The following is a 22,154-nucleotide window of genomic DNA, read 5'->3' on the forward strand; positions in this document are numbered from 1 at the left end:
GCACTAGCCTCGACCAGGTGGAGACCGTCGGAGCCGCAGCGCACGAGGCCGCGACGAGGGTGTTGCTCGCGTCGTACGCGGCCATCCCGTCCGGGGAGCCCGTCCGGCTGGCCAAGCGCACGTCGAACCTGTTCCGGCCGCGCACCGCGACGACGACGCCGGGCCTCGACGTCAGCGGGCTCGGTGGTGTGATCTCGATCGACCCCGAGGCGCGCACGGCCGACGTGCAGGGGATGTGCACCTACGAGGACCTGGTGACGGTCACGCTGCGGCACGGGCTGATCCCGTTCGTCGTGCCCCAGCTGCGCACCATCACCCTGGGCGGCGCCGTCACGGGTCTCGGCATCGAGTCGACGTCCTTCCGCAACGGCCTCCCGCACGAGAGCGTGCTCGAGATGGACGTGCTCACGGGCGCCGGCGAGATCGTCACCGCCACGGCCACCAACGAGCACCGCGACCTCTTCGACGCCTTCCCCAACTCCTACGGGTCGCTCGGCTACGCGACGCGGCTGCGGATCGAGCTCGAGCCGGTGCCGGCGTACGCCGCGCTCCGCCACGTCCGATTCTCCGACGCCGCCGCGCTGACGGAGGCGGCGGCCGCGATCAGCGTGTCGGGGGAGTGGGACGGCGAGCGCGTCGACGGCCTCGACGGCACGGCCTTCTCGCCCGACGAGCTCTACCTGACGCTCGCCCGCTGGACCGACGCGCCGGAGACGGCCCGCGCCGGGGACCGCCCCTCGACGTACGTCGACGAGATCTACTACCGCTCGATCCAGCAGCGTACGACCGACCTGCTCACGGTCGAGGACTACCTGTGGCGGTGGGACACCGACTGGTTCTGGTGCTCGGGTGCCTTCGGGCTGCAGAACCCGCGGATCCGCCGGCTCTGGCCGCGGTCGAAGCGCCGCTCGGACGTCTACCACCGACTCGTGGGCCTGGACACGCGGCTCGGCATCATCGCGAGGCTCGACCGCCTGAAGAAGCTCCCCGAGCGCGAGCGCGTCGTGCAGGACATCGAGGTGCCCGTCGAGCGGCTGCCCGCGTTCCTGGAGTGGTTCGACCGCGAGGTCGGGATGCGGCCGGTGTGGCTGTGCCCGCTGCGGCTCCGCGAGCCCGACGGGCCGGGGTCGGCCCGCACGTGGGCCACCTACCCGCTGGAGCCCGGCCGCACCTACGTCAACGTCGGCTTCTGGGGCACCGTGGCGGTCGGGCCGGAGGCGCCCGACGCGCCGGTGAACCGGGCCATCGAGCAGCGGGTGCACGAGCTGGAGGGCCACAAGTCCCTCTACTCCGAGGCGTTCTACGACGAGGCCACCTTCGACGCGCTCTACGAGGGCGCGAACCTCGCCCGCGTGAAGAAGACCTACGACCCCGACGACCGGTTGTCGACGCTCTACGAGAAGGCGGTGCGCAGGAAGTGAGCACGACCAGCAACGGCTCGATCACCATCGGTGAGGCGATCAGCACGCTGATGAAGCACGGGATGCCGGTGCGCTTCACGGCGTACGACGGGTCCGCGGCCGGTCCCGAGGACTCCGACGTCCACCTCCACCTGGCGAACGAGCGCGGGTTGTCCTACCTGCTGACGGCCCCCGGCGACCTCGGCATGGCGCGGGCCTACGTGATGGGTGACCTGCAGATCTCGGGCATCCACCCCGGCAACCCGTACGACGGGCTCACCCTCCTCCTCAGCAACCTGTCGTTCCGCCGGCCGAGCGCGACCGAGGCCATCCGGCTGCTCCGCGGGCTGGGCCTGCAGCACCTGAAGCCGCCGCCGGTGCCGCCGCAGGAGCACCTGCCGCGCTGGCGTCGTGCCGTCGAGGGCCTGCGGCACTCGCTGACCCGCGACGCCGAGGTCATCCACCACCACTACGACGTGTCGAACCGGTTCTACGAGCTCGTCCTCGGCCCGTCGATGGCCTACACCTGTGCCGTGTTCGAGACCGAGGACGCGACGCTCGAGGAGGCGCAGACCGCGAAGTTCGACCTCGTCGCCCGCAAGCTGGACCTGAAGCCCGGCCAGCGCCTGCTCGACGTGGGCTGCGGCTGGGGCGGCATGGTCATGCACGCCGCGAAGGAGTACGGCGTCAAGGCGCTCGGCGTGACCCTGAGCCTCCAGCAGGCGCAGTGGGCGAAGGAGGCCATCGACGCCGCCGGCCTGTCCAACCTCGCCGAGGTGCGCCACCTCGACTACCGCGAGGTCGTGGAGAGCGACTTCGACGCGGTCAGCTCGATCGGCCTGAGCGAGCACATCGGCGTGCGCAACTACCCGGCGTACTTCGCCACGCTGCGCGACCGGCTCAAGCCGGAGGGACGCCTGCTCAACCACTCGATCACGCGGGCGAACAACCTCCCGACGCGCACGGGGGCGTTCATCGACCGCTACGTCTTCCCCGACGGCGAGCTGACCGGGTCGGGGCGCATGGTCATGGACGCGCAGGACGCCGGCCTCGAGGTCCAGCACACGGAGAACTTCCGCACCCACTACGCGCGGACGCTGCGGGGCTGGTCGGAGAACCTGGAGCGCAACTGGGACGAGGCCGTTGCCGAGGTCGGCGAGGGCACCGCCAAGGTGTGGGGCATCTACATGACGGGCTCGCGGATCGCGTTCGAGCGCAACGAGATCCAGCTCCACCAGGTGCTCGCGACGCGCACCGACGAGCGGGGGAACAGCGGCTACCCGCTGCGCCACACCTTCGGCGTCTGACCTACCGTTGGCCGGTGAGCACCCGGGCCGAGCAGCACACCGCCGTCGTCGCGTCGCGGGAGCAGCTCACCCCGCACCTGGTGCGCCTCGTGCTCACCGGCCCCGGTCTGGAGCGTTTCCGCTCGACCGGCATGCCCGACGAGTGGGTCGGGCTGGTCGTCCCGGGCCAGTTCCAGAGCCGCTACTACACGGTGCGCTCGTGGGACCCCGCCGCGCGCGAGGGTCGCGGTGAGCTGGTGCTCGACATCGTCGTCCACGAGGTCGGCCTCGTCACCGAGTGGGCGCGGCGCGACTGCGTCGGCGAGACGGTGACCGTCACCGACCCGAAGGCGTCGTTCCTGCCGGCCCCCGACGCGGCGTGGTTGCTGCTGGTCGGCGACCTCACGGCGTTGCCCGCCATGGCGCGCTCCGTCGAGGAGGTACGCCGCACGCGGCCCGGTCTGCCCGTGCGCGTCTGGGCGGAGGTGCCGGACGACCCGGCGCTGCTCGCGTCCTACCTGCCCGCCGGCACGGACGTCACCTGGTCCGCCCCGCCCGGTGAGGGAGAGAGCGCCCTCGCGGACATCGTGGAGGGCATCACCTGGCCCGCGGGCGACGGGTACTTCTGGATGGCGGGCGAGTCGGCGCAGATGCGCGCCATCCGCAAGCACCTGATGCGCGTCGTGAAACTGCCGAGCACGGCGTACGACGTGATGGGCTACTGGCGGGGCGGCGGCCAGAAGCGGCAGCCCCGTGCGGTCGATCCCGGCCCGATCTACCGGGCCGGCAAGGCCGCGGGCAAGACCGACGACCAGATCTGGGCGGACTACGACGCCGCCCGGGAGCAGGAGGAGAGCCGATGAGCGCACCGGATGGCGACGGGAGCTTCCGTTCGGGCTTCGCCTGCTTCGTCGGCCGACCCAACGCGGGCAAGTCGACGCTGACGAACGCGCTCGTCGGCACCAAGGTCGCGATCACCAGCTCGCGCCCGCAGACCACGCGGACCGTCGTGCGCGGGATCGTCCACCGGCCCGACGGCCAGCTCGTGCTCGTCGACACGCCGGGGCTCCACCGGCCGCGCACGCTCCTCGGCGAGCGCCTCAACGACCTCGTGCTGTCCACCTGGTCCGAGGTCGACGTCGTCGCCGTCTGCTTCCCGGCCGACGAGAAGATCGGTCCCGGTGACCGGTTCATCGTCAACGAGCTGACGAAGGTGCGCCGCACCGTCAAGGTCGCCGTCGCGACGAAGACCGACCTCGTGACGCCCGAGCGGCTCGCCGAGCACCTCCTCGCCATCGCCGAGCTCGGCCGGGCGACGGACACGGAGTGGGCCGAGATCGTGCCGGTGTCGGCCACGGGCGGCGAGCAGGTCGGCCTGCTCGCGGACCTCCTGCTCGCCCTGCTGCCCGAGGGCCCGGCGCTCTACCCGGACGGCGAGCTGACCGACACCCCCGAGGAGGCGATCGTCGCCGACCTGGTGCGCGAGGCCGCGCTCGAGGGCGTGCGCGACGAGCTGCCGCACTCGATCGCGGTCGTCGTGGAGGAGATGCGGCTGCGCCCCGACCGTCCGGAGGACAAGCCGCTCCTCGACGTGCACGCGAACGTCTTCGTCGAGCGTGAGTCCCAGAAGGGCATCATCATCGGCCACAAGGGCTCGCGGCTCCGGGAGATCGGCAGCGCCGCCCGCGGCCAGATCGAGGCGATGCTGGGCACGCCGGTCTACCTCGACCTGCGCGTCAAGGTCGCCAAGGACTGGCAGCGCGACCCACGCCAGCTGCGCCGCCTGGGGTTCTGAGCCGGTCGTCGCGCCGGGGGGCTTGGGCGGGCGTCAGGCGGGTGCCCAGCAGAGGCCGTAGGTCTGGCCCGCGTCCCACTGCTCCTGCGTGGGCCACTCGTAGCCCCACTCGTAGTCGAGCACGTCCGCCGCCAGCTCGCCCGCGGCGGACTGGCACTGCGCCGAGCCCGCGGCCGCCGCGGCGTCCTCGCCGGGGTACGACGAGCCCAGGTCCACCACGTCGATCGCGCGCCACGTGTGCTCCAGGCCGCAGGCGATGCGGCGGAAGCCGTCGGCGCCGGGCGCGGCCGTGCCGCACAGGCCGAGGCTGTCGAGGCCGTCCCCGCCCAGCGCACCCTCCATCGTCGGCGGCAGCGTGCCGAGGGTGGCGTCGTCGACCACGGCGATGACGTCGCAGCGGTACCAGTCCTCGCCCGCGTCCGACGCCTCGATCGACGGCGAGAACCACACGGCGCGCAGCACCGAGAGACGCAAGGCGTCGGTGTCACCGCCGACGTACTCCGCCAGCGACGACCGACAGGTGGCCCCCAGGCCCGCCTGGACGGCCGGGTCGTCGACGGCGAGGAGGTGGCCGTCGGCGTACGTCGCGAGCTGACCCACGGCGTACGTCTGTGCCGTGTGGTCGGCGGCGCAGTCCACGGCCTCGCTCGTGGTCGTGGGGGCGAGCGCCTCCTCGAAGCCGAGGTCGTAGCAGGCGCCCGCCGCGGGGCGCTCCGCAGGCGCTGCCGTGGTCGGCGTCGCGGTCGGGGTGGCACTGGTGGACGGTGTCGCGGTGGCGTCGTCGTCGCTCCCGCCGGAGCAGCCGGCGAGCGCGGTCGTGAGCGCGAGGACCACCGCCGTGGCCGCGGTGGTCGCGGCGGGGTGGCGCAGGCGGGAGCGCGTCACCGGTCGGTCCTGGCCCAGCAGATGGTGCGGCGGTTGCCGGCGTCCCACTGGCCCTCGCCGAACCACGTGTAGCCGTAGTCGTAGTCGAGCGGGTAGCCCAGCCACGCGCTCACCGACTCCGAGCAGTAGTCGCGGCTGCGGGCGGCGACGACCTCGTCGCCGGGGTACTCGTCCTCCGCGGTGCCGACCTGGACGGTCGTGACCGCCCGCCAGGTGTGCTCCTCGGAGCAGGCGACCCGCGGCGCGGTGTCGACGTCCGCGCCGTTCGCGCAGGTCATCCAGTCGTCGTTGGCGGGCAGGCCGGTCAGCAGACCCTCCGCGGTCTCGGGAAGGTCGTCGTACGACTCCGAGGCCTCGCCGCCGCCGACGATGTCGCAGCGGTACCACCGCGCGCCCTCCTCCCACGCCTGCTCCGAGGGGCGGAACCAGGCCCAGGTGACGCGAGCACGCATGACCGTGCTCTCGTCGGCACCGAGGAACTGCGCGAACGCGTCGCTGCAGGTGCGGTAGGCCCAGGCGCCGAGGTCGCGACTGTCCCAGGCGGCATCGTCGAACTCGTCGGGGAGGTTCCCGATCTTGTAGGTCTGGGCGGTGTGCGGCTCGCTGCAGTCGACCGTGCGGGTCGCGTTGCTGGGCAGGGCGACATCGTCGGGGGTGAGGTCGCGGCAGGCCCCCAGCTCGGGCGTCTCGACCGCGTCGACCTGGTCGGGGTCCGCGTCGGAGCCCTGGTCGCCGTTGCCCGAGCAGGCCGTCAGCACGAGGCCCAGGGCGATCCCGACGACGCTCGCTGCCCGGCGGTGGGTCAGGGGCACGTGCGGGACTCCTCGGTGTGTCGGAACGTCGGTCGGAACGTCGGTCGGATCGCCTGCGGGTGCTCGGCGGACGCAGGTGGAACAGGTCAGGCGGTGGTCAGCGCCGCGATCGTACCGCCCAGCTCGTAGGCCGCCGCCTCGTCACGCTCGCCCACGTCGCCGAGCACGCTGAGCACGTCCGCGGACTGCCGCCACGGGAGCGCGCCGGCGATCGCGAGCACCGAGCGCACGGCGCCCTCGGTGTCGTAGCGGCCGTGGACGTAGAGGCCGAAGGGGATGCGTCGCGCGCTCTCGCCGCCGGTGCTCGTGCTGGTGCCGGCGGCGCCGCCCGCGTCGAGGGAACCTCCGATCTCGAGGAAGGTGCTGTCGAAGAAGTGCTTGAGCGCTCCGCTCATGTACCCGAAGTTCGCACTCGTGCCGAGGACGATGCCGTCCGCCGCCAGCACGTCGGTGGCGGAGGCCTCCAGCGCAAGGACCTCCCGCACTGCGACGCCCTCGAGCGCGTCGTCACCCGCGCCCGCGAGGACCGCGTCGGTGAGCGCACGCACGGAGCGTGTGGGCGAGTGGTGGACGACGAGCAGCGTGGACATGCGTCGAACGTAGTCACTCGCGTCGGGTGAAGCGGAGCTTGCCGGTGCCGAGGCGTTCGACGAGGTAGAGCGGGTCGTGGATCTGGTGGTGGTGTTGGTCGCAGAGGAGGCAGCCGTCTCTCGTGTTGGTGTGGCCGCCTGCTGACCACGCGTGGAGGTGGTGGGCGTGGCACTGGTGGGGCGGACGGTCGCAGCCCTCCGCGACGCAGCCCCGGTCTCTCGTCGCCATGGCCAGTCGCATGGCTCTGGTGTGGAAGCGCGCGGTGCGGCCGAGGTCGAGGACCTCTGACTTGGTGCCGAGGACGGCGGGGATGAGGCCGGCCTCGCAGGCCAAGCGTCTCGCTTCGCTGGCGCTGATCTGGCCGCCGGTGTCGAGGGAGGCCGAGGTGAGGCCGCCGAGGAGTGACTCGAGGGTCATCGTGACCACGACGGTCGCTCCGGTGCCGCCCGTGTTGGGGAGGTCTTTGTGGTCGAGCATCTCGAGGAGCTGTTGGAAGGCCTGTCCGTAGCGTTCGGGGGTCGTCCGGTCCCGTTGGAAGCGTTGGTCGGGGTCGTCGGCGGTGTTGAGGTGCTGCGGTGCGGCGTAGGCGTCGAGGGCTTTGCGGAGCATGGCGCCGTGGAGCTCGGGGATCACGAATCGTCCCCAGACGCGGCCGAGTCCGTCGGAGACCATGCTCAGGCGTGACGCGGCCCGTGCCTCACGTTCCTCGCGTTCCAGGATCGCGGCGTCGTGGGCCTCGCCGACCTCGGGGGCGATGACGGTGAGGATCTTCTTCCCGATCGCGCGCAGGGCGCGGGCGTCGTGATCGGCCGCAAGGCCCACCATCGCCTGTTCGGCCTGGAGTCGCAGGTCGGGGTCGAGGTCGTCGGGTAGCGCGTCGAGGGCCTTGACGATGACGTCGGCCTGCTCGGTGTCCACCGTGCCGGTCTCACACGCGGGTGCGAGGTGGGTCCGGTAGCGGCTCGTGTCGCCGGTGATCGCGTCACCGATGCGCTCGAGCCGGTAGGCGTCACGCCGGGGTATCGCCGCAGCGTTGGCCAGCCACACCGCTGAGGTCGAGGCGCCGTTGCTCCGGTGGAGCTCGACCTCGTCGGCGTGCTGTACCAGTACCGCGACCAGCGCGGAGGCCCGCGCGACCAGCCGATGCGCCTCGATCAGCGCGATGCCGGTCTGCTGGTCGCTCAACCAGCCGAGCCCGGTGCGGCCGTCGGTCGCGAGCACGTCCGTGGCGATCCGGATTGCTTCGAGGACCGGGTGCCCCCGGTCGACCGGATCCGAGCCCGCACCGGGACCCACGCCGGGACCTACGCCGGGCACCGCCCAGGTCGGCTCGATGTCCGCGGTGGGCTCAGCCGCGTCGTACCGGCCCTCGCCGCGGGCGACGACCCGGCACCCCAGCGTCGCCTCGACCGGCCACTCACCTGTGGTGAACGCGTGTTCCAACCAGTCCGGCTCCGGCGGGTCGACCAGGAAGTCGGCAGGGGGTTCCGGCACCGGTGGCCCGAAGCCGCCGGCGTCCCCAGAAGAGCTGACCCCCGTCATGGCGTCCACTCAACCCGTGACCACCGACAGTTCTGACCAGCGCGGCCCACAGCGCCGTGCCGGCTGTGGACAACCGCGGCGTACATGACAACTCGCCGCGCCGTACGACCCAACTCGGCGCTCCTGCCGCGGCGTACGACCCAACTCGACGCGCCTGCCGCGCCGTCCGACCCAACTCGACGCGCCTGCCGCGCCGTACGACCCAACTCGACGCCCACGCCGCGCCGTACGACCCAGCTCGACGCGCTTCAGGTGCGCTCGTCGCGGGGCGGCGTGCGGAACTCGCTGTTGGAGACGATGGCCTCCTGCCGCTCGCGCTCGCCGCGGGCGAGGCGAGCCGCGATGAGGCCGTAGCAGAGCGCCACGATCGGCCCGCCGGCCGCCAACGTCGTCCACCGCGAGATGCCCAGCACGTCGGGCGCGGCCTGCAGAGCGGCGATGCCGAACGCCAGCACGCAGGTGGGCACCAACCAGTTGCGCACCGTCATGATCTCGGGGACGTAGCGCTCCCTCCCGAGCCGCCGGCGCCCCCACTCGCTGAACACCAGGAACGCGGAGCAGCACCCCGCGAGGCCCGACACGACCAGGCCGACGACGAGCTCCGCGGTCGGAACGTCCAGCACGAACCCCAGCGCCATGAGCGCCGGCCAGACCGCCACGAACAGGAGCCGCCACCGGTCCCGCCGCTGCTTCCACCGCGGCTTGCTCACGAACGCCAGCTCTCGGGCAGCTGCGCGGGGTCCTCCCACGGGAACGGCACACCGCGGCCGCGCGTCGAGTCGGTCAGGGGGATCAGCCGCTCACCGATCATCATCGGGAGGGTCCACGACAACCCGCCGATGAAGAGGTACGACGACAGCGGCGCCCCGACCCACAGCAGGACGCCGACGATGACGACCGCCAGCCCGACCGCCCAGCCGGCCAGCAGCCAGCCCGTCCGGCGATCTGCCCAGCGCTTGCGGTGGGGACCCGCGAGCCATGCCTGCCCGCGCGCGGTGAAGTAGACGACGACCGAGAAGATCCAGAGCAGCAGGAAGCCCACGCTGGCGACCACCTGGTCCGCCCGCGTCAGCCAGTTGTTGAACCAGAGCCCTAGGACGACGAACGGGAAGAGGACCGCGAAAGGCCACCGGATGATCCTGATCAGCGGCTCGACCTGGGCGTCGGACATGGACCCGCCCTACCCCGACCACCCCCGCGCAAACGGCCGCCTACCCTCGCCCCATGAGCCGCTTCACCGATGTCGTCGCGGGGCTCGTGCTCGTCCTGCTCATGGTCGCGCTGGCCCTCCGTGCCGGCGCGACCGGCGGCTGGTGGTGGGCCGTCGTGCCGCTCGCGGTGGTCGTGGCCCTGACGGGGGCGTACGGCGCAGGCCGGGCCCTCCGGCGTACCTCCCCGCGCACCTCCGGGGCCGGGGGCTCCCGCGACCGGTGGTAGAGTCACCGACCGTCATGATGCGCCAGCTTCTTCTTCGCTGCCGCAGCGAGGTCTGACCCGCTCCCACAGGGAGACGCGGACGCCGGACCCCCTCGCTGCGGAGATCGTGCTGCGCCCGGCTCGCACCGCCCCACGACGCGACAGCGAGGACCCTCATGACCACCATCCCCAGCCAGCAGCCCAGCGGCATGCCGGTGCACCGCTACCGAGCCTTCGAGCCCGTGACCGTGCCCGACCGCACGTGGCCCGACCGGAAGATCACCCAGGCGCCCCGGTGGCTCTCCACCGACCTGCGTGACGGCAACCAGGCCCTGATCGACCCGATGACCCCGGCGCGCAAGCGTTCGATGTTCGACCTGCTGGTCCGCATGGGCTTCAAGGAGATCGAGGTCGGCTTCCCGGCGGCGAGCCAGACCGACTTCGACTTCGTGCGCCAGCTGATCGAGGAGGACCTGGTCCCCGACGACGTGCGGATCTCGGTGCTGACCCAGGCGCGCGAGGACCTCATCGAGCGCACGGTGGCGTCCCTGGTCGGTGCGGACAAGGCGACCGTCCACCTCTACAACGCCACGGCGCCGCTGTTCCGCCGCGTGGTCTTCGGGTGTCAGCGAGGCCGAGTGCATCGCCATCGCGACGCGGGGCACGGAGTGGGTCATGAAGCACGCCGAGGCGCTGCTGGACGGCACGGACTTCGGCTACCAGTACTCGCCGGAGATCTTCACGCAGACGCCCACGGACTACGCCCTGGAGGTCTGCGAGCGCGTCTCCGACGTGTGGCAGCCCGAGGCGGGCCGGGAGATCATCCTCAACCTGCCGGCCACCGTCGAGATGTCGACGCCGAACACCTACGCCGACCAGATCGAGTACTTCATCCGCAACCTGTCGCGTCGCGAGCACTCCGCGATCAGCCTGCACCCGCACAACGACCGCGGCACCGCCGTGGCGGCCTCCGAGCTGGGCGTCATGGCCGGCGCGGACCGCGTCGAGGGCTGCCTGTTCGGCCACGGCGAGCGCACCGGCAACGTCGACCTGGTGACGCTGGGGATGAACCTGTTCAGCCAGGGCATCGACCCGATGATCGACTTCTCCGACATCGACGAGGTGCGCCGCACGGTCGAGTACTGCACCCAGCTGCCCGTCCACCCGCGCCACCCCTACGCCGGCGACCTGGTCTACACGGCCTTCTCCGGCTCCCACCAGGACGCCATCAAGAAGGGCCTGGAGGACCTGGAGCGCCAGGCGGAGGAGGCCGGCAAGCCCGTCGGCGAGATGCCGTGGGAGGCGCCCTACCTGCCGATCGACCCGAAGGACGTCGGTCGCAGCTACGAGGCGGTCATCCGCGTCAACAGCCAGTCCGGCAAGGGCGGCGTGGCCTACATCCTCAAGGCCGAGCACAAGCTGGACCTGCCGCGCCGCGCGCAGATCGAGTTCAGCCGCGTCATCCAGGAGCGCACGGACGCCGAGGGCGGCGAGGCCACCCCCGAGGCGATCTGGGAGATCTTCTCGGGCGAGTACCTCAACCGCACCGCCCCGCTGCAGCTCAACTCGGTGCACTCCTCGTCGACGTCCGGCGACCAGGACGTGCTCACGGTCAACGTGTACGTCGAGGACGAGCAGCGCACGATCGAGGGCCGGGGCAACGGGCCGATCGCCGCGTTCGTCGATGCGGTCAACAGCCTGGGCCACGACGTGCGCGTCCTCGACTACGCCGAGCACGCCCTCTCGTCCGGCGGCGACGCGCAGGCCGCGGCGTACGTCGAGTGCGCCGTCGGCGGGCAGGTGCTGTGGGGCGTCGGGATCGACCCCAACATCGTGCGCGCCTCGATGAAGGCGATCGTCTCCGCGGTCAACCGCGCCTGACCGGGCCGGGCAGCTCGTCCGCCGTCCCCGCTGTCCCCGTCGGGTCCCCGAGACCCGGCGGGGGCAGCGACAGCAGGGCTCCGGACCGGGTCGTCACGGGGTGCTCCGCGAAGTAGCGCCGCTCCCAGACCGTCACGCCGACGTGCACCACGAGCGCCAGCGCCCACCCGGCGATCGCGTCGATGACGTAGTGCTCGCCGTAGTAGACGAGGGCGAACGCCATGGTCAGGGGGTAGAGCACGAGCGCCCAGCGCCAGCCCCGGCCGCGGAGCCGGCTCACGGCGTAGATGGTCACGAGCATCGCCACGCCGGCGTGCAGGGACGGCATCGCGGCGACGGGGTTGCCGACGGCGGCGAGCGCGTGGTGGAAGCCGCCCAGGCCGATGTCACGCCAGCCGCGACCGGTGAGCCGCGCGACCGGGTCGAGGTGACCCTCCTGCGCGGCCAGCCACGGCGGGGCCATCGGGTAGAAGACGTAGACGACGAGGCCGGCGACGTTGATCGCGACGTACCTCGTCAGCCAGCTGATCCACTCCCGGCGGTTGCGCAGGTAGAGCACGAGCGCCAGGCCCAGGCCGAGGACGAAGTGGGTGTTGTAGACGCTCGTGAGGAGCAGGTCGTACCACCGCGGCGCGCTCGAGGACAGGCAGGGATCTCCGCACAGGCGCTCCTGCAGCACCTCCGTGGGCAGGTGGCCGCCGAACATCCACCGGTCGACCTCGATCGGCATCACCCAGTGCACCGGCATGCCGATGAGCTCGTCGGAGAGCCCGCGGCTGTACATGTAGAGCACCAGCGCGGCGAACGCCGGCCACCAGTCCTTGAAGAACTGGGCGTGCTGGCGCCACGGGTGCCCGGCGTACCAGGCGACGCTCGCCAGCCACAGCATCGCGAACATCACGAACGGGTCCTTGGGCATGCCCGCCTCGACGATCCAGACGACGACGGCGATGCCGTACGCCCCCATCGCGGCGGGTCGCCACCACCGGGGGATCCGGGAGAGGGAGGTGACCGCCTCCCCGACCGCGTCGGTGGAGCCGTCGCGCTCGGCGCTGGTCTCCGCCCCCGCGGTCATCAGCAGGCCTCGGGGGCGGGGAGGGAGCGGTCGGCGTCGTCGCGGAGCCAGACCGTGCGGCCGCAGACCGTGGCCGCCTCCCGGTAGTGCTCGTGCACGGCCTCGGAGAACGCGTCCGTGCGTACCGCCCAGGTGGCGAAGCCGTCCCTGCCCCACTGCACGACCCAGGTCGGGCGCTCGGGGCTCTCCACGAGCGCCGTCAGGTCCGCGAGGTCGGGGTCGAGCACGCGGATCGGCAGGCTCCAGAGGTGCTCGTACGGCGCGGTGAGCCCCGAGTCGAGCACGACGTTGGGCTGGCCGTAGGCCACCACGATCGTGTCGCCCGGCGCGGAGGCCTCGCGGATGAAGGCCCCGGTCGCCTCCGCAGGCCCGTCATCGATCGGGTGGGAGAGCTCGTCGGACAACGTGACGACGGTGGCGACGGGCAGCCACACCGCCACGAGGAGCACGGCCAGGCGCCGGGTGCGGCCCGGGCCACGGTCGGTCTCGGGCGCTGCACCGGATCCGTCACCGGACCCGTCACCGGGTCCACCCACGAGCCAGGCCGTGGTGAGCGCTGCCGCCGGGATCAGCTGGGCCAGGTAGTGCAGCCAGTAGCTGCCGCCGAGCAGGGCGACCGCCGAGCCCGCGAGGAGCGTGGCGAGCGTCGCGACCACGACCGGGTCGCGCCGGTGCCGGACGCCGAGGGCGAGCGCGACGACGGTGAGGAGCGACAGGCCGCTGACGAGCCAGGCCAGCACCATCTCGCGCAGCCGGTCGGTCGTCGCCGACGACGCCGACTCCCGGATGACCTCGCCGGCGTCCGCCCGGAAGGTGACCACCGCGTGGAACAGCCCGACCGGGTCCGTGCCGCGCGTGGCGCCCCAGGCGACGAGCAGCGCCGCGAACGCGAGGGCGCCGCCCGCGGCGGCGAGGAGGAGCGTCAGCGCCTGCGTGCGCCTCTCGCGGCGCGTCAGCGCGAGCACGGCGAGCGCCACGGTGCCGAAGACGAACCCGTCGACGCTCGACTGCTTGACGCCGAAGGCCGCCGCGCTGGCCGCGCCGGCGCCGAGGGCCAGGAGGTGCGGTCGACGCGCGGAGTCGCGGAGCATGAGCACGGTGAGGACCATCGCGCCGGCCACGAACGGCGACGCGAGCAGCTCGCCGTTGACGCGCACGACGCCCAACCAGGGAGCGGCGCTCAGCAGCGCCGCGGTGGCGGCGGCCGCCACGGCCGCGCGGTGGCCGCGGGCCGCGTACGCCGCGAGGCCGACGAGGAGCACGACCGCCGCGACGGCCAGGCAGCCCACGATGCGCAGCCCCGTGATCGAGGGGACGAGCCAGAAGATGGTCACGAGGAGCGGGGGACGGTCGACCCAGTAGTCGCCGTAGAGCGACGTGCCGTCGCGCCACTGCTGCCCGATGATGAAGAAGCCGGACTCGTCCGGACCGGGCGGCACGCCGAGGAACGGCAGCCGGAGCGCGACCCCGAGCAGCGCGAGCGCGACCACCACGAGCGTCGTGCGGCGTGCGTTCACGCTCGTGTCGCCGAGCCCCCGTGCTGCGTTCACGCGGGACATACTCCCCGACGACCACCCGTCGGTGGGGGATCGGGTCGGCTCAGGTGTGGCGCTCGTGGTCGCGGGCCGCGACGGCCGCGCGGATCTGGTCGGTGTTCTCCTCGATGATGCCGGTCACCATGGCGTCGGTGCGGGGATCGGCCAGCACCTCGAAGATGATCCGGAACGTCGTGTCGGCGACGAGGTCGACGACGTCGTCGTGGAAGGGCAAGTAGCGCAGCCGGCCCGTCACGGGGTCCTGCTTGACCTTCTCGAGGATCGTCGCCTTCAGCTCGTCCTCGCGCTCGCCGACGGCGCGCGCGATGTTGGCCGTGTAGTGGCCCGTCTTCAGCACGGCGATGACCTCGTCGACCACCGCGATGGTCAGCGGACGCTTCACGATGCGCACGATCGTGTCGATGAAGTGCTCGAGGATCGCCGCGGTGATCCGGTCGCCCAGGGCGCGGTCGGTGGCGCGTCCGAGCCGGGCGAGGATGACGACGATGCGGATGAGCCGGAACGCACGCAGCTCCGGGTGGGCGAGCGGGATCATGCCGAGCACCTCGTACCAGTAGCGGAAGGGGTACTTCCAGCCGCCGCGGTCGCGGTACCAGCGGATGCCGAACTCGATCGCGAAGATGCCGCAGATGGCGGTGTCGATGCGGAAGACCCACATCTCGGTGCTGTCGTCGACGTCCCAGATCGTGACCCACAGCAGGAGCACCACCGAGACGATCGCGAGGAGCAGCATCGTCCACTCGACGAACCGCCGCGGCGGCTTGGTGGGGTAGGCGCTCAGCGGTGGCGTGGGCGACGACATGGCACCAGTGTCCTGCACGGTCCACGGGGGCGTGCGAGGCACAATGGTCGGGTGCCCCTCTACCGCGACGAGGCCGTCGTGCTCCGCACCCACAAGCTGGGCGAGGCCGACCGCATCGTCACCCTCCTGACCCGCCACCACGGCCGGGTCCGCGCCGTGGCGCGGGGTGTGCGGCGCACGACGTCGCGCTGGGGCTCGCGCCTCGAGCCGTTCACCCACGTCGACCTCCAGCTGGCCGACGGTCGCAACCTCGACACGATCACGCAGGCGGAGACGCTGACGCCGTTCGGCGCCGGCATGGGCCTCGACTACGACCGCTACACCGCCGGCACGGTCATGCTCGAGACGGCCGAGCGCTTCGTGATGGAGGAGAAGGAGCCGGCCGTCCAGCAGTTCCTGCTGCTCGTCGGTGGCCTCCGCGCGATGGCGACGGGCCAGCGGGCGCCCGGGCACGTGCTGGACTCCTACCTGCTGCGCTCGCTCGCGGTGGCCGGCTACGCGCCGACGTTCGAGCACTGCGCCGGCTGCGGCATCGAGGGCCCCCACCGCTACTTCAGCAACGCCTCCGGCGGCGTGCTGTGCGTGACCTGCCGGATCCCGGGCTGCGCCACCCCGGCCCCCGCGACGCTCCTGCTCCTCGGTGCGCTGCTCACCGGCGACTGGCCCGAGGTCGAGCGCCTCACCACCACGGAGCCGCGCTGCGAGCGGGAGGCCAGCGGTCTGGTCGCGGCGTACCTCTCCTGGCACCTCGAGCGCGACCTGCGCTCCCTGCCGTACGTCGAGCGCGGGCGCCCGCGCGGCGTGCAGGTCTGAGCCTCACTCCACCCAGCGGTCGACGGCGGCGTTGAAGCGCTGGAGCGACCGGGCCAGCTCGTCCCGCTCCTCGGCGGACCAGTCGGACATCATCTGCTCCAGCATCGTGCGCCGGTGCTCCCGCGCCTGCCGGATCGCGGTCTCGCCCTCCGGCGTCAGCGCCAGCAGGGCGGCGCGGCCGTCGTCGGGGTCGGGGCGCTTCTCCGCGAGACCGAGGCGCACCGCGGCCTGGGCCTGGCGGGTGACGGTCGAGGGGTTGAGGTGGTACGTCGCGGCGATCGCCCCCAGGCGCATCGGGCCGATGTCGTCGAGGAGGCAGAGGATGCCGTACGTCGACCGGTCGAGCTCGGTGTCACCGTGCGAGGTCTCCACGTGCACCGAGTTGGTGCGCCGGTAGAGCGTGAGCAGCTGCTGCTCGATCACCCGCTGGCTCGAGGGGGCCTGGTCCTCGGTCGTCACGTCACCTCCGTCGTCCCTGGCGTGGTCCGGGCTCAGCATAGGCTGCATCCCCGTGAGCCGCCCCGTCCGATCGTCTGCCCGATCGTCTGCCCGCCCGTCCGCGCGCCCGCCCGTGAGGGCCCCTCGGCCGCACCCGTCGGGAGCCCGGCCCCCCGCGATCCCGGCGGAGCTCGTGCCCCACCACGTCGCGGTGGTGATGGACGGCAACGGACGGTGGGCGCAGGAGCGCGGGCTCCCGCGCACGGCCGGCCACGAGGCGGGGGAGTCCTCGCTCTTCGACGTCGTCGAGGGCGCCATCGAGATCGGCGTGAAGGCGATCTCGGCCTACGCGTTCTCCACCGAGAACTGGTCGCGCTCCGCCGACGAGGTGCGCTTCCTCATGGGCTTCAACCGCGACGTCATCCGGCGGCGGCGGGACGAGATGCACGAGCTGGGGGTGCGGGTGCGCTGGGCCGGTCGCGCCCCGCGCCTGTGGCGGTCGGTCATCAAGGAGCTGCAGGTCGCCGAGGAGCTGACCCGCGACAACGACGTGCTGACGCTGACGATGTGCGTCAACTACGGCGGCCGGGCCGAGCTCGCCGACGCGGCCCGCTCCATCGCGCAGGAGGTCGCCGCGGGGCGTCTCAAGGCCGACAAGGTCGACGAGCGCACGCTGGCCCGGCACCTCTACGTGCCCGAGCTGCCCGACGCCGACCTCGTGTGGCGCAGCTCGGGGGAGCAGCGGCTCTCGAACTTCGTGCTGTGGCAGGCGGCGTACGCCGAGATGGTCTTCACCGACGTGCTCTGGCCCGACGTCGACCGGCGCCACCTGTGGGAGGCCATCGAGGTCTACGCGCGGCGCGACCGCCGGTTCGGGAGCGCCTGAGCCCCGTCAGGAGCAGGCGGGGCAGGTGCCGAAGATCTCGAGCGTGTGGCTGATGTCGGTGAAGCCGTGCTCGGCGGCGATGCCCGCCGTCCAGCGCTCGACCGCGGGACCCTCGACCTCCACCGTGGCGCCGCAGGAGCGGCACACGAGGTGGTGGTGGTGCGTGGTCGAGCAGCGGCGGTAGATCGACTCGCCGTCCTCGCTGCGCAGCACGTCCACCTCGCCCGCGTCGGCGAGGAGCTGGAGCGTGCGGTAGACCGTCGCGAGACCGACGGACTCGCCCCGCTGGCCGAGGAGCGTGTGGATCTCCTGGGCGGAGCGGAAGTCCTCGAACGAGGAGAGCACCTCGCTGACGGCGCGGCGCTGGCGGGTCGGGCGGGTGCCGGGCACCCCCGGTGACACGCGGGCGGTCGAGTCGGTCATGCGGACAACCTACGCCCGCGCTCCCGGCGTCGCAGCCAGGCCCCGAGCGGCCACGCCAGCACGAACATCGCGAGCGCGAGGAGCACGATCGCCGGCCCGGGCGCCACCGTGGCGTGGAACGAGAGCTCCGCCGAGACCAGCAGGCCGCCCACGCCGGCCACGAGTCCCACGAGCATCGCGAGGAGCAGCGTGCCCCGGAAGGAGCGGGCCACCTGCTGGCTCGCCGCGACCGGCACCACCATCAGCGCGGAGACGAGCAGGAGGCCGACGGTGCGCATCGCGACCGTCACCGTGACGGCCGCCAGCACAGCGATGAGCATGTTGTAGACCCGCACGCGCAGACCGGCCACCACGGCGAAGTCGCGGTCCTGGGCGACGGCGAACAGCTGCGGGCTCAGTCCGAGGCCGAGCAGCACGACGGCCGCCGCCAGGGCCATCGTGAACCACACGTCGGCGACGGAGATGGTCGTGAGCGAGCCGAACAGGTACTGCTGCAGCCGCGCCGCGTTCTGCCCCGCGATGCCGGTGATCATGACGCCGGCCGCGAGGCCGCCGTAGAACAGGAGGGCCAGGGCGAGGTCGCCGGAGGTGTGCCCGCGTTCGCGGATCACCTCCAGCAGCAGCGCGCCGAGTGCGGCGACGAGCACGGCGGTCCAGGTCGGCGACCAGCCGGTGAGGAGCCCGATCGCGACGCCGGTGACGGCGACGTGCCCGATGCCGTCGCCCATGAGGGAGAGCCGGCGCTGCACGAGGTAGGTGCCGATCACCGGCGCGGCGATCCCGGTGGCGATGGCCGCGATGAGGGCACGCTGCATGAACTCGTAGCCGAGGAGCTCGATCATCGACGTCCTCCCGCGTCGCCGTCGGCGCCGTCGAGGGGGCCGACGACCCCCGGTGCGACGTCCGAGTGCCCGGGCGGGCAGTCGTGGGGCGCGCGCTCGTGCGCGTGCTCGTCGCCGGGGTGGTGCGCGTGCTGCTGGGCGTGCGGTTCGGGGTGGTCCAGGTGGTCCAGGTGGTCGAGGTGGTCGGGGTGGTCGGCGCCGTGGGGCAGGTGGTCCTCGACGGTCAACGGGATGCCCGGCAGGTGGGCCGCGTGCACCTGCAGCTCGGTCAGCGGCAGCCCGTCGTAGGCCACGCGGCCGTCGCGCATGACGATGCAGCGGTCGATGAGGTCGCCGACGGCGCCGATCTCGTGCACGACGAGCACGATCGTCGCGCCGCGCTGCGCCAGCAGGCCGAGGGCGTCGGCCAGCGCCTGCTGGTTGGGGAGGTCCACGCCGGCCATCGGCTCGTCGAGGAAGAAGACATCGGGCTGCGCAGCGAGCGCCCGCGCGATGAGCACGCGCTGCTGCTGGCCGCCGGAGAGGGCGGTCACGGTGTCACGGGCCCGGTCGGACAGCCCGACGACCTCCAGCGCCTCCTGCACGGCCCGCCGGTCGGCCTGCCGCGCCGGCCGCAGCAGGCCGCGCCGCGAGATGCGCCCGGAGGTGACGACCTCGGCCACCGACGCAGGTACGCCGCTGGAGGCGCCCGCGCGCTGCGGCACGTAGCCCAGCCGGCTCCGGTCCCGGAAGCGCTCGACCTCGGTGCCGAACAGCCGGACGGTGCCGGAGGCGGCGGGCAGGAGGCCCGTCATGGTCCGCACGAGCGTCGACTTGCCGGACCCGTTCGGGCCCATCAGGGCGACGAACTCGCCGGCGTCGACGCTGACGGAGACGTCGCGGAGAACGGCGCGGCCACCGAGCTCGACCGTGATCGAGTCGGTGGCCACGACGGGCGGAGCCTGGCTCAACAGCCGTTCGCCTCCACCAGTGCCTCGAGGTTGCTGCGCATGAGGGAAAGGTAGTCCTCGTCGGCCGTCTGGTCCGTGAGGCCCTCGATCGGGTCGAGCACCTTCACCTCCAGCCCGGTGTCGGCCGCCAGCGCGTCGGCGTCGTGGCTCGACGCGAGGCGCTCCGCGAAGACGGTCGTGATGCCGTCGGACGCGATGAGCTCCTGCAGCTCGGCCAGCACCGCCGGCGTGGGCTCGGCGTCGGGCGTGATGCCGGTGATCGAGTGGAAGTCGAGGCCGTAGCGGTCCAGGTAGCCGAACGCGTCATGGTTCACGACGACGACGTCGCGCTCGCAGGAGGCCAGGCCCGCGACGTACTCCTGGTCGAGGGCCTCGAGCTCGGCGCGCACGGCGGCCGCGTTGTCCTCGTAGGCCGCCGCGTTGTCGGGGTCGACCTCGGCGAGCCGCTCCGCGACGGCGTCGCCCGCGTCGGCCAGGCGCAGCGGGTCGAGCCAGAAGTGGGGGTCGAGGTCGCCGTGGTCGTGCTCGTCGCCGTGGTCGTGGCCCTCCTCGTCCGCGTGCTCGTCCTCGGAGTGGCCCTCCTCGGCGTGCTCGTCCTCGGAGTGGCCCTCGTCCGCGTGCTCGTCCCCGTGCTCGTCCGCGTGCTCGTCCTCGGAGTGGCCCTCGTCCGCGTGGTCGTGCTCGTCCTCCTCGGCGGGCGTCAGCAGGTCGACGGCCGAGGCGAGGTCGAGGCTGCGGTCGCCCGCGGACTGCTCCACGGCCGCGTCGACCGACGGCTGGAACTGGGAGAGGTAGACGACGAGGCCCGCGTCGGCCACCTCGCCGGTCTGGGCCACGCTCAGCTCGAGGTCGTGCGGCTCGCCGCCCGGCTCGACGAGGTTGACCACCTCGACGCCGTCGCCGGCGACCTGCTCCGTGATCCAGGTCAGCGGGTAGAACGCCGTCACGACCGTGCCGACGTCGCCCGAGGCGCTGGCCCCGCTGCCCCCGTCGCCCCCGTCGCCGTCACCCATCCCGAGGGCGCCGCACCCGCTGAGCAGCAGCGGGAGGGCGACGGCCGCTCCGAGGGAGCGGCGGACGAGGGGGGAGCGTCGAGTGGCCATGAGAGCGATTCTCAAGAGCGATGAGAATGCTTGTCAACTCGCCGTCCCTGTGACGTCGGACCCCGGGGGGCCCGACCGTCGACGTCCGCTCCTCGATAGCCTGCTCCGAGCAGCCGGCAGCCAGCCGGCGTCCCGTCCCCACAGCAGGAGCAGCACTCGTGGCCAAGCCGCCCGCAACCACCGTCGACCACGTCGTCTCCCTCGCGAAGCGCCGAGGTTTCGTCTACCCCTGCGGGGAGATCTACGGCGGCACCCGCTCGGCCTGGGACTACGGCCCGCTGGGCGTGGAGCTCAAGGACAACATCAAGCGCCAGTGGTGGAAGGCGATGGTGCAGGGCCGCGAGGACGTCGTCGGTCTCGACTCGAGCGTCATCCTCCCGCGCCAGACCTGGGAGGCCTCGGGCCACGTCGCCACGTTCAGCGACCCGCTGACGGAGTGCCAGTCGTGCCACAAGCGCTACCGGGCCGACCACCTGCAGGAGGCGTACGCCGAGAAGAAGGGCCTCGACGACCCCGACGCGGTCCCGATGTCGGACGTCGTCTGCGCCAACTGCGGCACGCGCGGCGCCTGGACCGAGCCGAAGCAGTTCTCCGGCCTGATGAAGACCCACCTCGGTGTGGTCGAGGACGAGTCCGGCCTGCACTACCTCCGCCCCGAGACGGCCCAGGGCATCTTCCTCAACTTCGCCAACGTGGTGACCTCGAGCCGCAAGAAGCCGCCCTTCGGCATCGCCCAGATCGGCAAGAGCTTCCGCAACGAGATCACGCCCGGCAACTTCATCTTCCGCACGCGCGAGTTCGAGCAGATGGAGATGGAGTTCTTCGTCAAGCCGGGCGAGGACGAGGAGTGGCACCAGTACTGGATCGACGAGCGCACGCGGTGGTACACGGACCTCGGCATCGACCCGGCGAACCTGCGCCACTACGAGCACGCGAAGGAGAAGCTGTCGCACTACTCGAAGCGCACCGTCGACATCGAGTACCGCTTCGGTTTCGCGGGCTCGGAGTGGGGTGAGCTCGAGGGTGTGGCCAACCGCACCGACTTCGACCTCTCGACCCACGCGCAGCACTCGGGCCAGGACCTGTCGTACTTCGACCAGGCCGCCAACGAGCGCTACACGCCGTACGTCATCGAGCCGGCAGCGGGCCTGTCGCGCAGCCTCATGACGTTCCTCGTGGACGCCTACACCGAGGACGAGGCGCCCAACACGAAGGGCGGCGTCGACAAGAGGGTCGTGCTGCGCCTCGACCCGCGTCTCGCGCCGGTCAAGGTCGCGGTGCTGCCGCTCAGCCGCAACGCCGACCTGTCCCCGAAGGCCAAGGCCCTCGCGGCCGACCTGCGGCGCAACTGGAACGTCGAGTTCGACGACGCCGGCGCCATCGGTCGCCGCTACCGCCGCCAGGACGAGATCGGCACGCCGTACTGCGTGACGGTCGACTTCGACACCCCCGAGGACAACGCGGTGACGGTGCGCGAGCGCGACACGATGTCGCAGGAGCGCGTCAGCCTCGACGGCGTCGTGTCCTACTTCGCGGAGCGCCTCGCCGGCGCCTGACCCGCGGACCTGCGTCGAGGTGGGTCGAACGGCGCGGCGTAGGCGTCGAGGTGGGTCGAACGGCGCGGCGTAGGCGTCGAGGTGGGTCGAACGGCGCGTGCA

General features: G+C 72.4%; 22 protein-coding genes and 1 pseudogene. 9 read left to right on the plus strand and 14 right to left on the minus strand.

From position 1 onward, the window contains the following. Window positions 1–17: 17 nt before the first annotated feature. The 4 genes from QE405_RS03725 to era are packed head-to-tail and all read left to right on the plus strand — an operon-like array spanning window position 18 to window position 4,481. Window positions 18–1,421, plus strand: coding sequence for an FAD-binding oxidoreductase (locus QE405_RS03725; RefSeq protein ID WP_307198870.1), 1,404 nt, complete (start codon window positions 18–20; stop codon window positions 1,419–1,421). Next, window positions 1,418–2,707 (plus strand): SAM-dependent methyltransferase, encoded by a 1,290-nt coding sequence (locus QE405_RS03730; protein ID WP_307198871.1) that lies wholly within the window; start codon window positions 1,418–1,420, stop codon window positions 2,705–2,707. The genes QE405_RS03725 and QE405_RS03730 overlap by 4 nt, the downstream gene beginning before the upstream one ends. A gap of 14 nt (window positions 2,708–2,721) precedes the next feature. Continuing rightward, window positions 2,722–3,549: a siderophore-interacting protein gene (locus tag QE405_RS03735; RefSeq protein ID WP_307198872.1), complete on the plus strand. Its 828-nt coding sequence runs from the start codon at window positions 2,722–2,724 to the stop codon at window positions 3,547–3,549. Beyond that, window positions 3,546–4,481 carry a GTPase Era gene (gene era / locus QE405_RS03740; RefSeq protein WP_307198873.1) on the plus strand — a complete coding sequence of 312 codons (936 nt, stop codon included), beginning with the start codon at window positions 3,546–3,548 and terminating at the stop codon, window positions 4,479–4,481. The genes QE405_RS03735 and era overlap by 4 nt, the downstream gene beginning before the upstream one ends. Window positions 4,482–4,514: 33 nt before the next feature. On the opposite strand, the gene QE405_RS03745 is transcribed toward era, so the two are convergent. The 6 genes from QE405_RS03745 to QE405_RS03770 all read right to left on the minus strand — a co-directional run bounded on the left by QE405_RS03745 (window position 4,515) and on the right by QE405_RS03770 (window position 9,482). Next, window positions 4,515–5,366 (minus strand): septum formation family protein, encoded by an 852-nt coding sequence (locus QE405_RS03745; protein WP_307198874.1) that lies wholly within the window; start codon window positions 5,364–5,366, stop codon window positions 4,515–4,517. Then, on the minus strand, window positions 5,363–6,178 hold the full coding sequence (locus tag QE405_RS03750) for a septum formation family protein (RefSeq protein ID WP_307198875.1): 816 nt from the start codon (window positions 6,176–6,178) through the stop codon (window positions 5,363–5,365). Before QE405_RS03750 ends, QE405_RS03745 begins: the two co-directional genes overlap by 4 nt. An 86-nt stretch (window positions 6,179–6,264) precedes the next feature. Beyond that, window positions 6,265–6,768, minus strand: a complete 504-nt coding sequence (locus QE405_RS03755) for a flavodoxin family protein (RefSeq protein WP_307198876.1) — start codon at window positions 6,766–6,768, stop codon at window positions 6,265–6,267. A gap of 13 nt (window positions 6,769–6,781) precedes the next feature. Then, window positions 6,782–8,311, minus strand: a complete 1,530-nt coding sequence (locus tag QE405_RS03760; protein WP_307198877.1) for an HNH endonuclease signature motif containing protein — start codon at window positions 8,309–8,311, stop codon at window positions 6,782–6,784. A gap of 248 nt (window positions 8,312–8,559) precedes the next feature. Then, a complete protein-coding gene (locus QE405_RS03765) occupies window positions 8,560–9,021 on the minus strand; it encodes a hypothetical protein (RefSeq protein ID WP_307198878.1) in 462 nt (153 codons plus the stop codon). Beyond that, on the minus strand, window positions 9,018–9,482 hold the full coding sequence (locus QE405_RS03770) for a hypothetical protein (RefSeq protein WP_307198879.1): 465 nt from the start codon (window positions 9,480–9,482) through the stop codon (window positions 9,018–9,020). Before QE405_RS03770 ends, QE405_RS03765 begins: the two co-directional genes overlap by 4 nt. 53 nt (window positions 9,483–9,535) lie before the next feature. Here QE405_RS03770 and QE405_RS03775 point away from each other — a divergent pair, with 53 nt between their 5' ends. Together QE405_RS03775 and leuA are read left to right on the plus strand one after the other, a co-directional pair. Further along, on the plus strand, window positions 9,536–9,748 hold the full coding sequence (locus tag QE405_RS03775; protein ID WP_307198880.1) for a hypothetical protein: 213 nt from the start codon (window positions 9,536–9,538) through the stop codon (window positions 9,746–9,748). Between the two features lie 155 nt (window positions 9,749–9,903). Next, a pseudogene (leuA, locus tag QE405_RS03780) lies at window positions 9,904–11,608 on the plus strand (2-isopropylmalate synthase). Here the strand turns inward: leuA and QE405_RS03785 are convergent. Genes QE405_RS03785 through QE405_RS03795 form a run of 3 tightly spaced genes read right to left on the minus strand, consistent with a single transcriptional unit; the run spans window position 11,595 to window position 15,041 of the window. Continuing rightward, on the minus strand, window positions 11,595–12,683 hold the full coding sequence (locus QE405_RS03785; protein WP_307198881.1) for a phosphatase PAP2 family protein: 1,089 nt from the start codon (window positions 12,681–12,683) through the stop codon (window positions 11,595–11,597). The pseudogene leuA and the gene QE405_RS03785 sit on opposite strands and share 14 nt — an antisense overlap. Continuing rightward, the gene (locus tag QE405_RS03790; RefSeq protein WP_307198882.1) at window positions 12,683–14,233 is read right to left on the minus strand and encodes a hypothetical protein; all 1,551 of its coding nucleotides are present in this window, start codon (window positions 14,231–14,233) and stop codon (window positions 12,683–12,685) included. Before QE405_RS03790 ends, QE405_RS03785 begins: the two co-directional genes overlap by 1 nt. A 49-nt stretch (window positions 14,234–14,282) precedes the next feature. After that, the gene (locus tag QE405_RS03795) at window positions 14,283–15,041 is read right to left on the minus strand and encodes an ion transporter (protein ID WP_307198883.1); all 759 of its coding nucleotides are present in this window, start codon (window positions 15,039–15,041) and stop codon (window positions 14,283–14,285) included. A 51-nt stretch (window positions 15,042–15,092) separates the two neighbouring features. Between QE405_RS03795 and recO the strand changes: the two genes are divergently transcribed. Next, window positions 15,093–15,854, plus strand: a complete 762-nt coding sequence (recO, locus tag QE405_RS03800) for a DNA repair protein RecO (protein WP_307198884.1) — start codon at window positions 15,093–15,095, stop codon at window positions 15,852–15,854. Window positions 15,855–15,857: 3 nt separating this feature from the next. Here the strand turns inward: recO and QE405_RS03805 are convergent, their stop codons facing one another. Further along, window positions 15,858–16,313 carry a MarR family winged helix-turn-helix transcriptional regulator gene (locus QE405_RS03805; RefSeq protein WP_307198885.1) on the minus strand — a complete coding sequence of 152 codons (456 nt, stop codon included), beginning with the start codon at window positions 16,311–16,313 and terminating at the stop codon, window positions 15,858–15,860. A gap of 112 nt (window positions 16,314–16,425) precedes the next feature. Between QE405_RS03805 and QE405_RS03810 the strand changes: the two genes are divergently transcribed. Next, complete coding sequence (locus QE405_RS03810) at window positions 16,426–17,178, plus strand: isoprenyl transferase (RefSeq protein WP_307198886.1); 753 nt, start codon at window positions 16,426–16,428, stop codon at window positions 17,176–17,178. Between the two features lie 6 nt (window positions 17,179–17,184). Here QE405_RS03810 and QE405_RS03815 read toward each other — a convergent pair whose 3' ends face one another. From QE405_RS03815 to QE405_RS03830, 4 genes are read right to left on the minus strand one after another with little or no spacing between them, the layout of a single operon-like run. Further along, window positions 17,185–17,601 carry a Fur family transcriptional regulator gene (locus QE405_RS03815; protein ID WP_307198887.1) on the minus strand — a complete coding sequence of 139 codons (417 nt, stop codon included), beginning with the start codon at window positions 17,599–17,601 and terminating at the stop codon, window positions 17,185–17,187. Further along, the gene (locus QE405_RS03820) at window positions 17,598–18,443 is read right to left on the minus strand and encodes a metal ABC transporter permease (RefSeq protein WP_307198888.1); all 846 of its coding nucleotides are present in this window, start codon (window positions 18,441–18,443) and stop codon (window positions 17,598–17,600) included. Before QE405_RS03820 ends, QE405_RS03815 begins: the two co-directional genes overlap by 4 nt. Continuing rightward, window positions 18,440–19,393: a metal ABC transporter ATP-binding protein gene (locus QE405_RS03825; protein ID WP_307198889.1), complete on the minus strand. Its 954-nt coding sequence runs from the start codon at window positions 19,391–19,393 to the stop codon at window positions 18,440–18,442. The genes QE405_RS03820 and QE405_RS03825 overlap by 4 nt, the downstream gene beginning before the upstream one ends. Next, window positions 19,390–20,496, minus strand: a complete 1,107-nt coding sequence (locus QE405_RS03830; RefSeq protein WP_307198890.1) for a metal ABC transporter substrate-binding protein — start codon at window positions 20,494–20,496, stop codon at window positions 19,390–19,392. The genes QE405_RS03825 and QE405_RS03830 overlap by 4 nt, the downstream gene beginning before the upstream one ends. Window positions 20,497–20,654: 158 nt before the next feature. Here QE405_RS03830 and QE405_RS03835 point away from each other — a divergent pair, with 158 nt between their 5' ends. After that, window positions 20,655–22,052 carry a glycine--tRNA ligase gene (locus QE405_RS03835; RefSeq protein ID WP_307198891.1) on the plus strand — a complete coding sequence of 466 codons (1,398 nt, stop codon included), beginning with the start codon at window positions 20,655–20,657 and terminating at the stop codon, window positions 22,050–22,052. Window positions 22,053–22,154 lie beyond the last annotated feature (102 nt).

This window comes from Nocardioides zeae (assembly GCF_030818655.1).
Taxonomy (GTDB): domain Bacteria; phylum Actinomycetota; class Actinomycetes; order Propionibacteriales; family Nocardioidaceae; genus Nocardioides; species Nocardioides zeae_A.

Coding starts and splice junctions, on each gene's coding strand:
- QE405_RS03770 (WP_307198879.1), bottom strand. CDS start 9,482: ATGTCCGACGCCCAGGTCGAGCCGCTGATCAGGATCATCCGGTGGCCT.
- QE405_RS03795 (WP_307198883.1), bottom strand. CDS start 15,041: ATGTCGTCGCCCACGCCACCGCTGAGCGCCTACCCCACCAAGCCGCCG.
- QE405_RS03815 (WP_307198887.1), bottom strand. CDS start 17,601: ATGACCGACTCGACCGCCCGCGTGTCACCGGGGGTGCCCGGCACCCGC.
- QE405_RS03755 (WP_307198876.1), bottom strand. CDS start 6,768: ATGTCCACGCTGCTCGTCGTCCACCACTCGCCCACACGCTCCGTGCGT.
- QE405_RS03775 (WP_307198880.1), top strand. CDS start 9,536: ATGAGCCGCTTCACCGATGTCGTCGCGGGGCTCGTGCTCGTCCTGCTC.
- QE405_RS03820 (WP_307198888.1), bottom strand. CDS start 18,443: ATGATCGAGCTCCTCGGCTACGAGTTCATGCAGCGTGCCCTCATCGCG.
- era (WP_307198873.1), top strand. CDS start 3,546: ATGAGCGCACCGGATGGCGACGGGAGCTTCCGTTCGGGCTTCGCCTGC.
- QE405_RS03785 (WP_307198881.1), bottom strand. CDS start 12,683: ATGACCGCGGGGGCGGAGACCAGCGCCGAGCGCGACGGCTCCACCGAC.
- QE405_RS03830 (WP_307198890.1), bottom strand. CDS start 20,496: ATGGCCACTCGACGCTCCCCCCTCGTCCGCCGCTCCCTCGGAGCGGCC.
- QE405_RS03760 (WP_307198877.1), bottom strand. CDS start 8,311: ATGACGGGGGTCAGCTCTTCTGGGGACGCCGGCGGCTTCGGGCCACCG.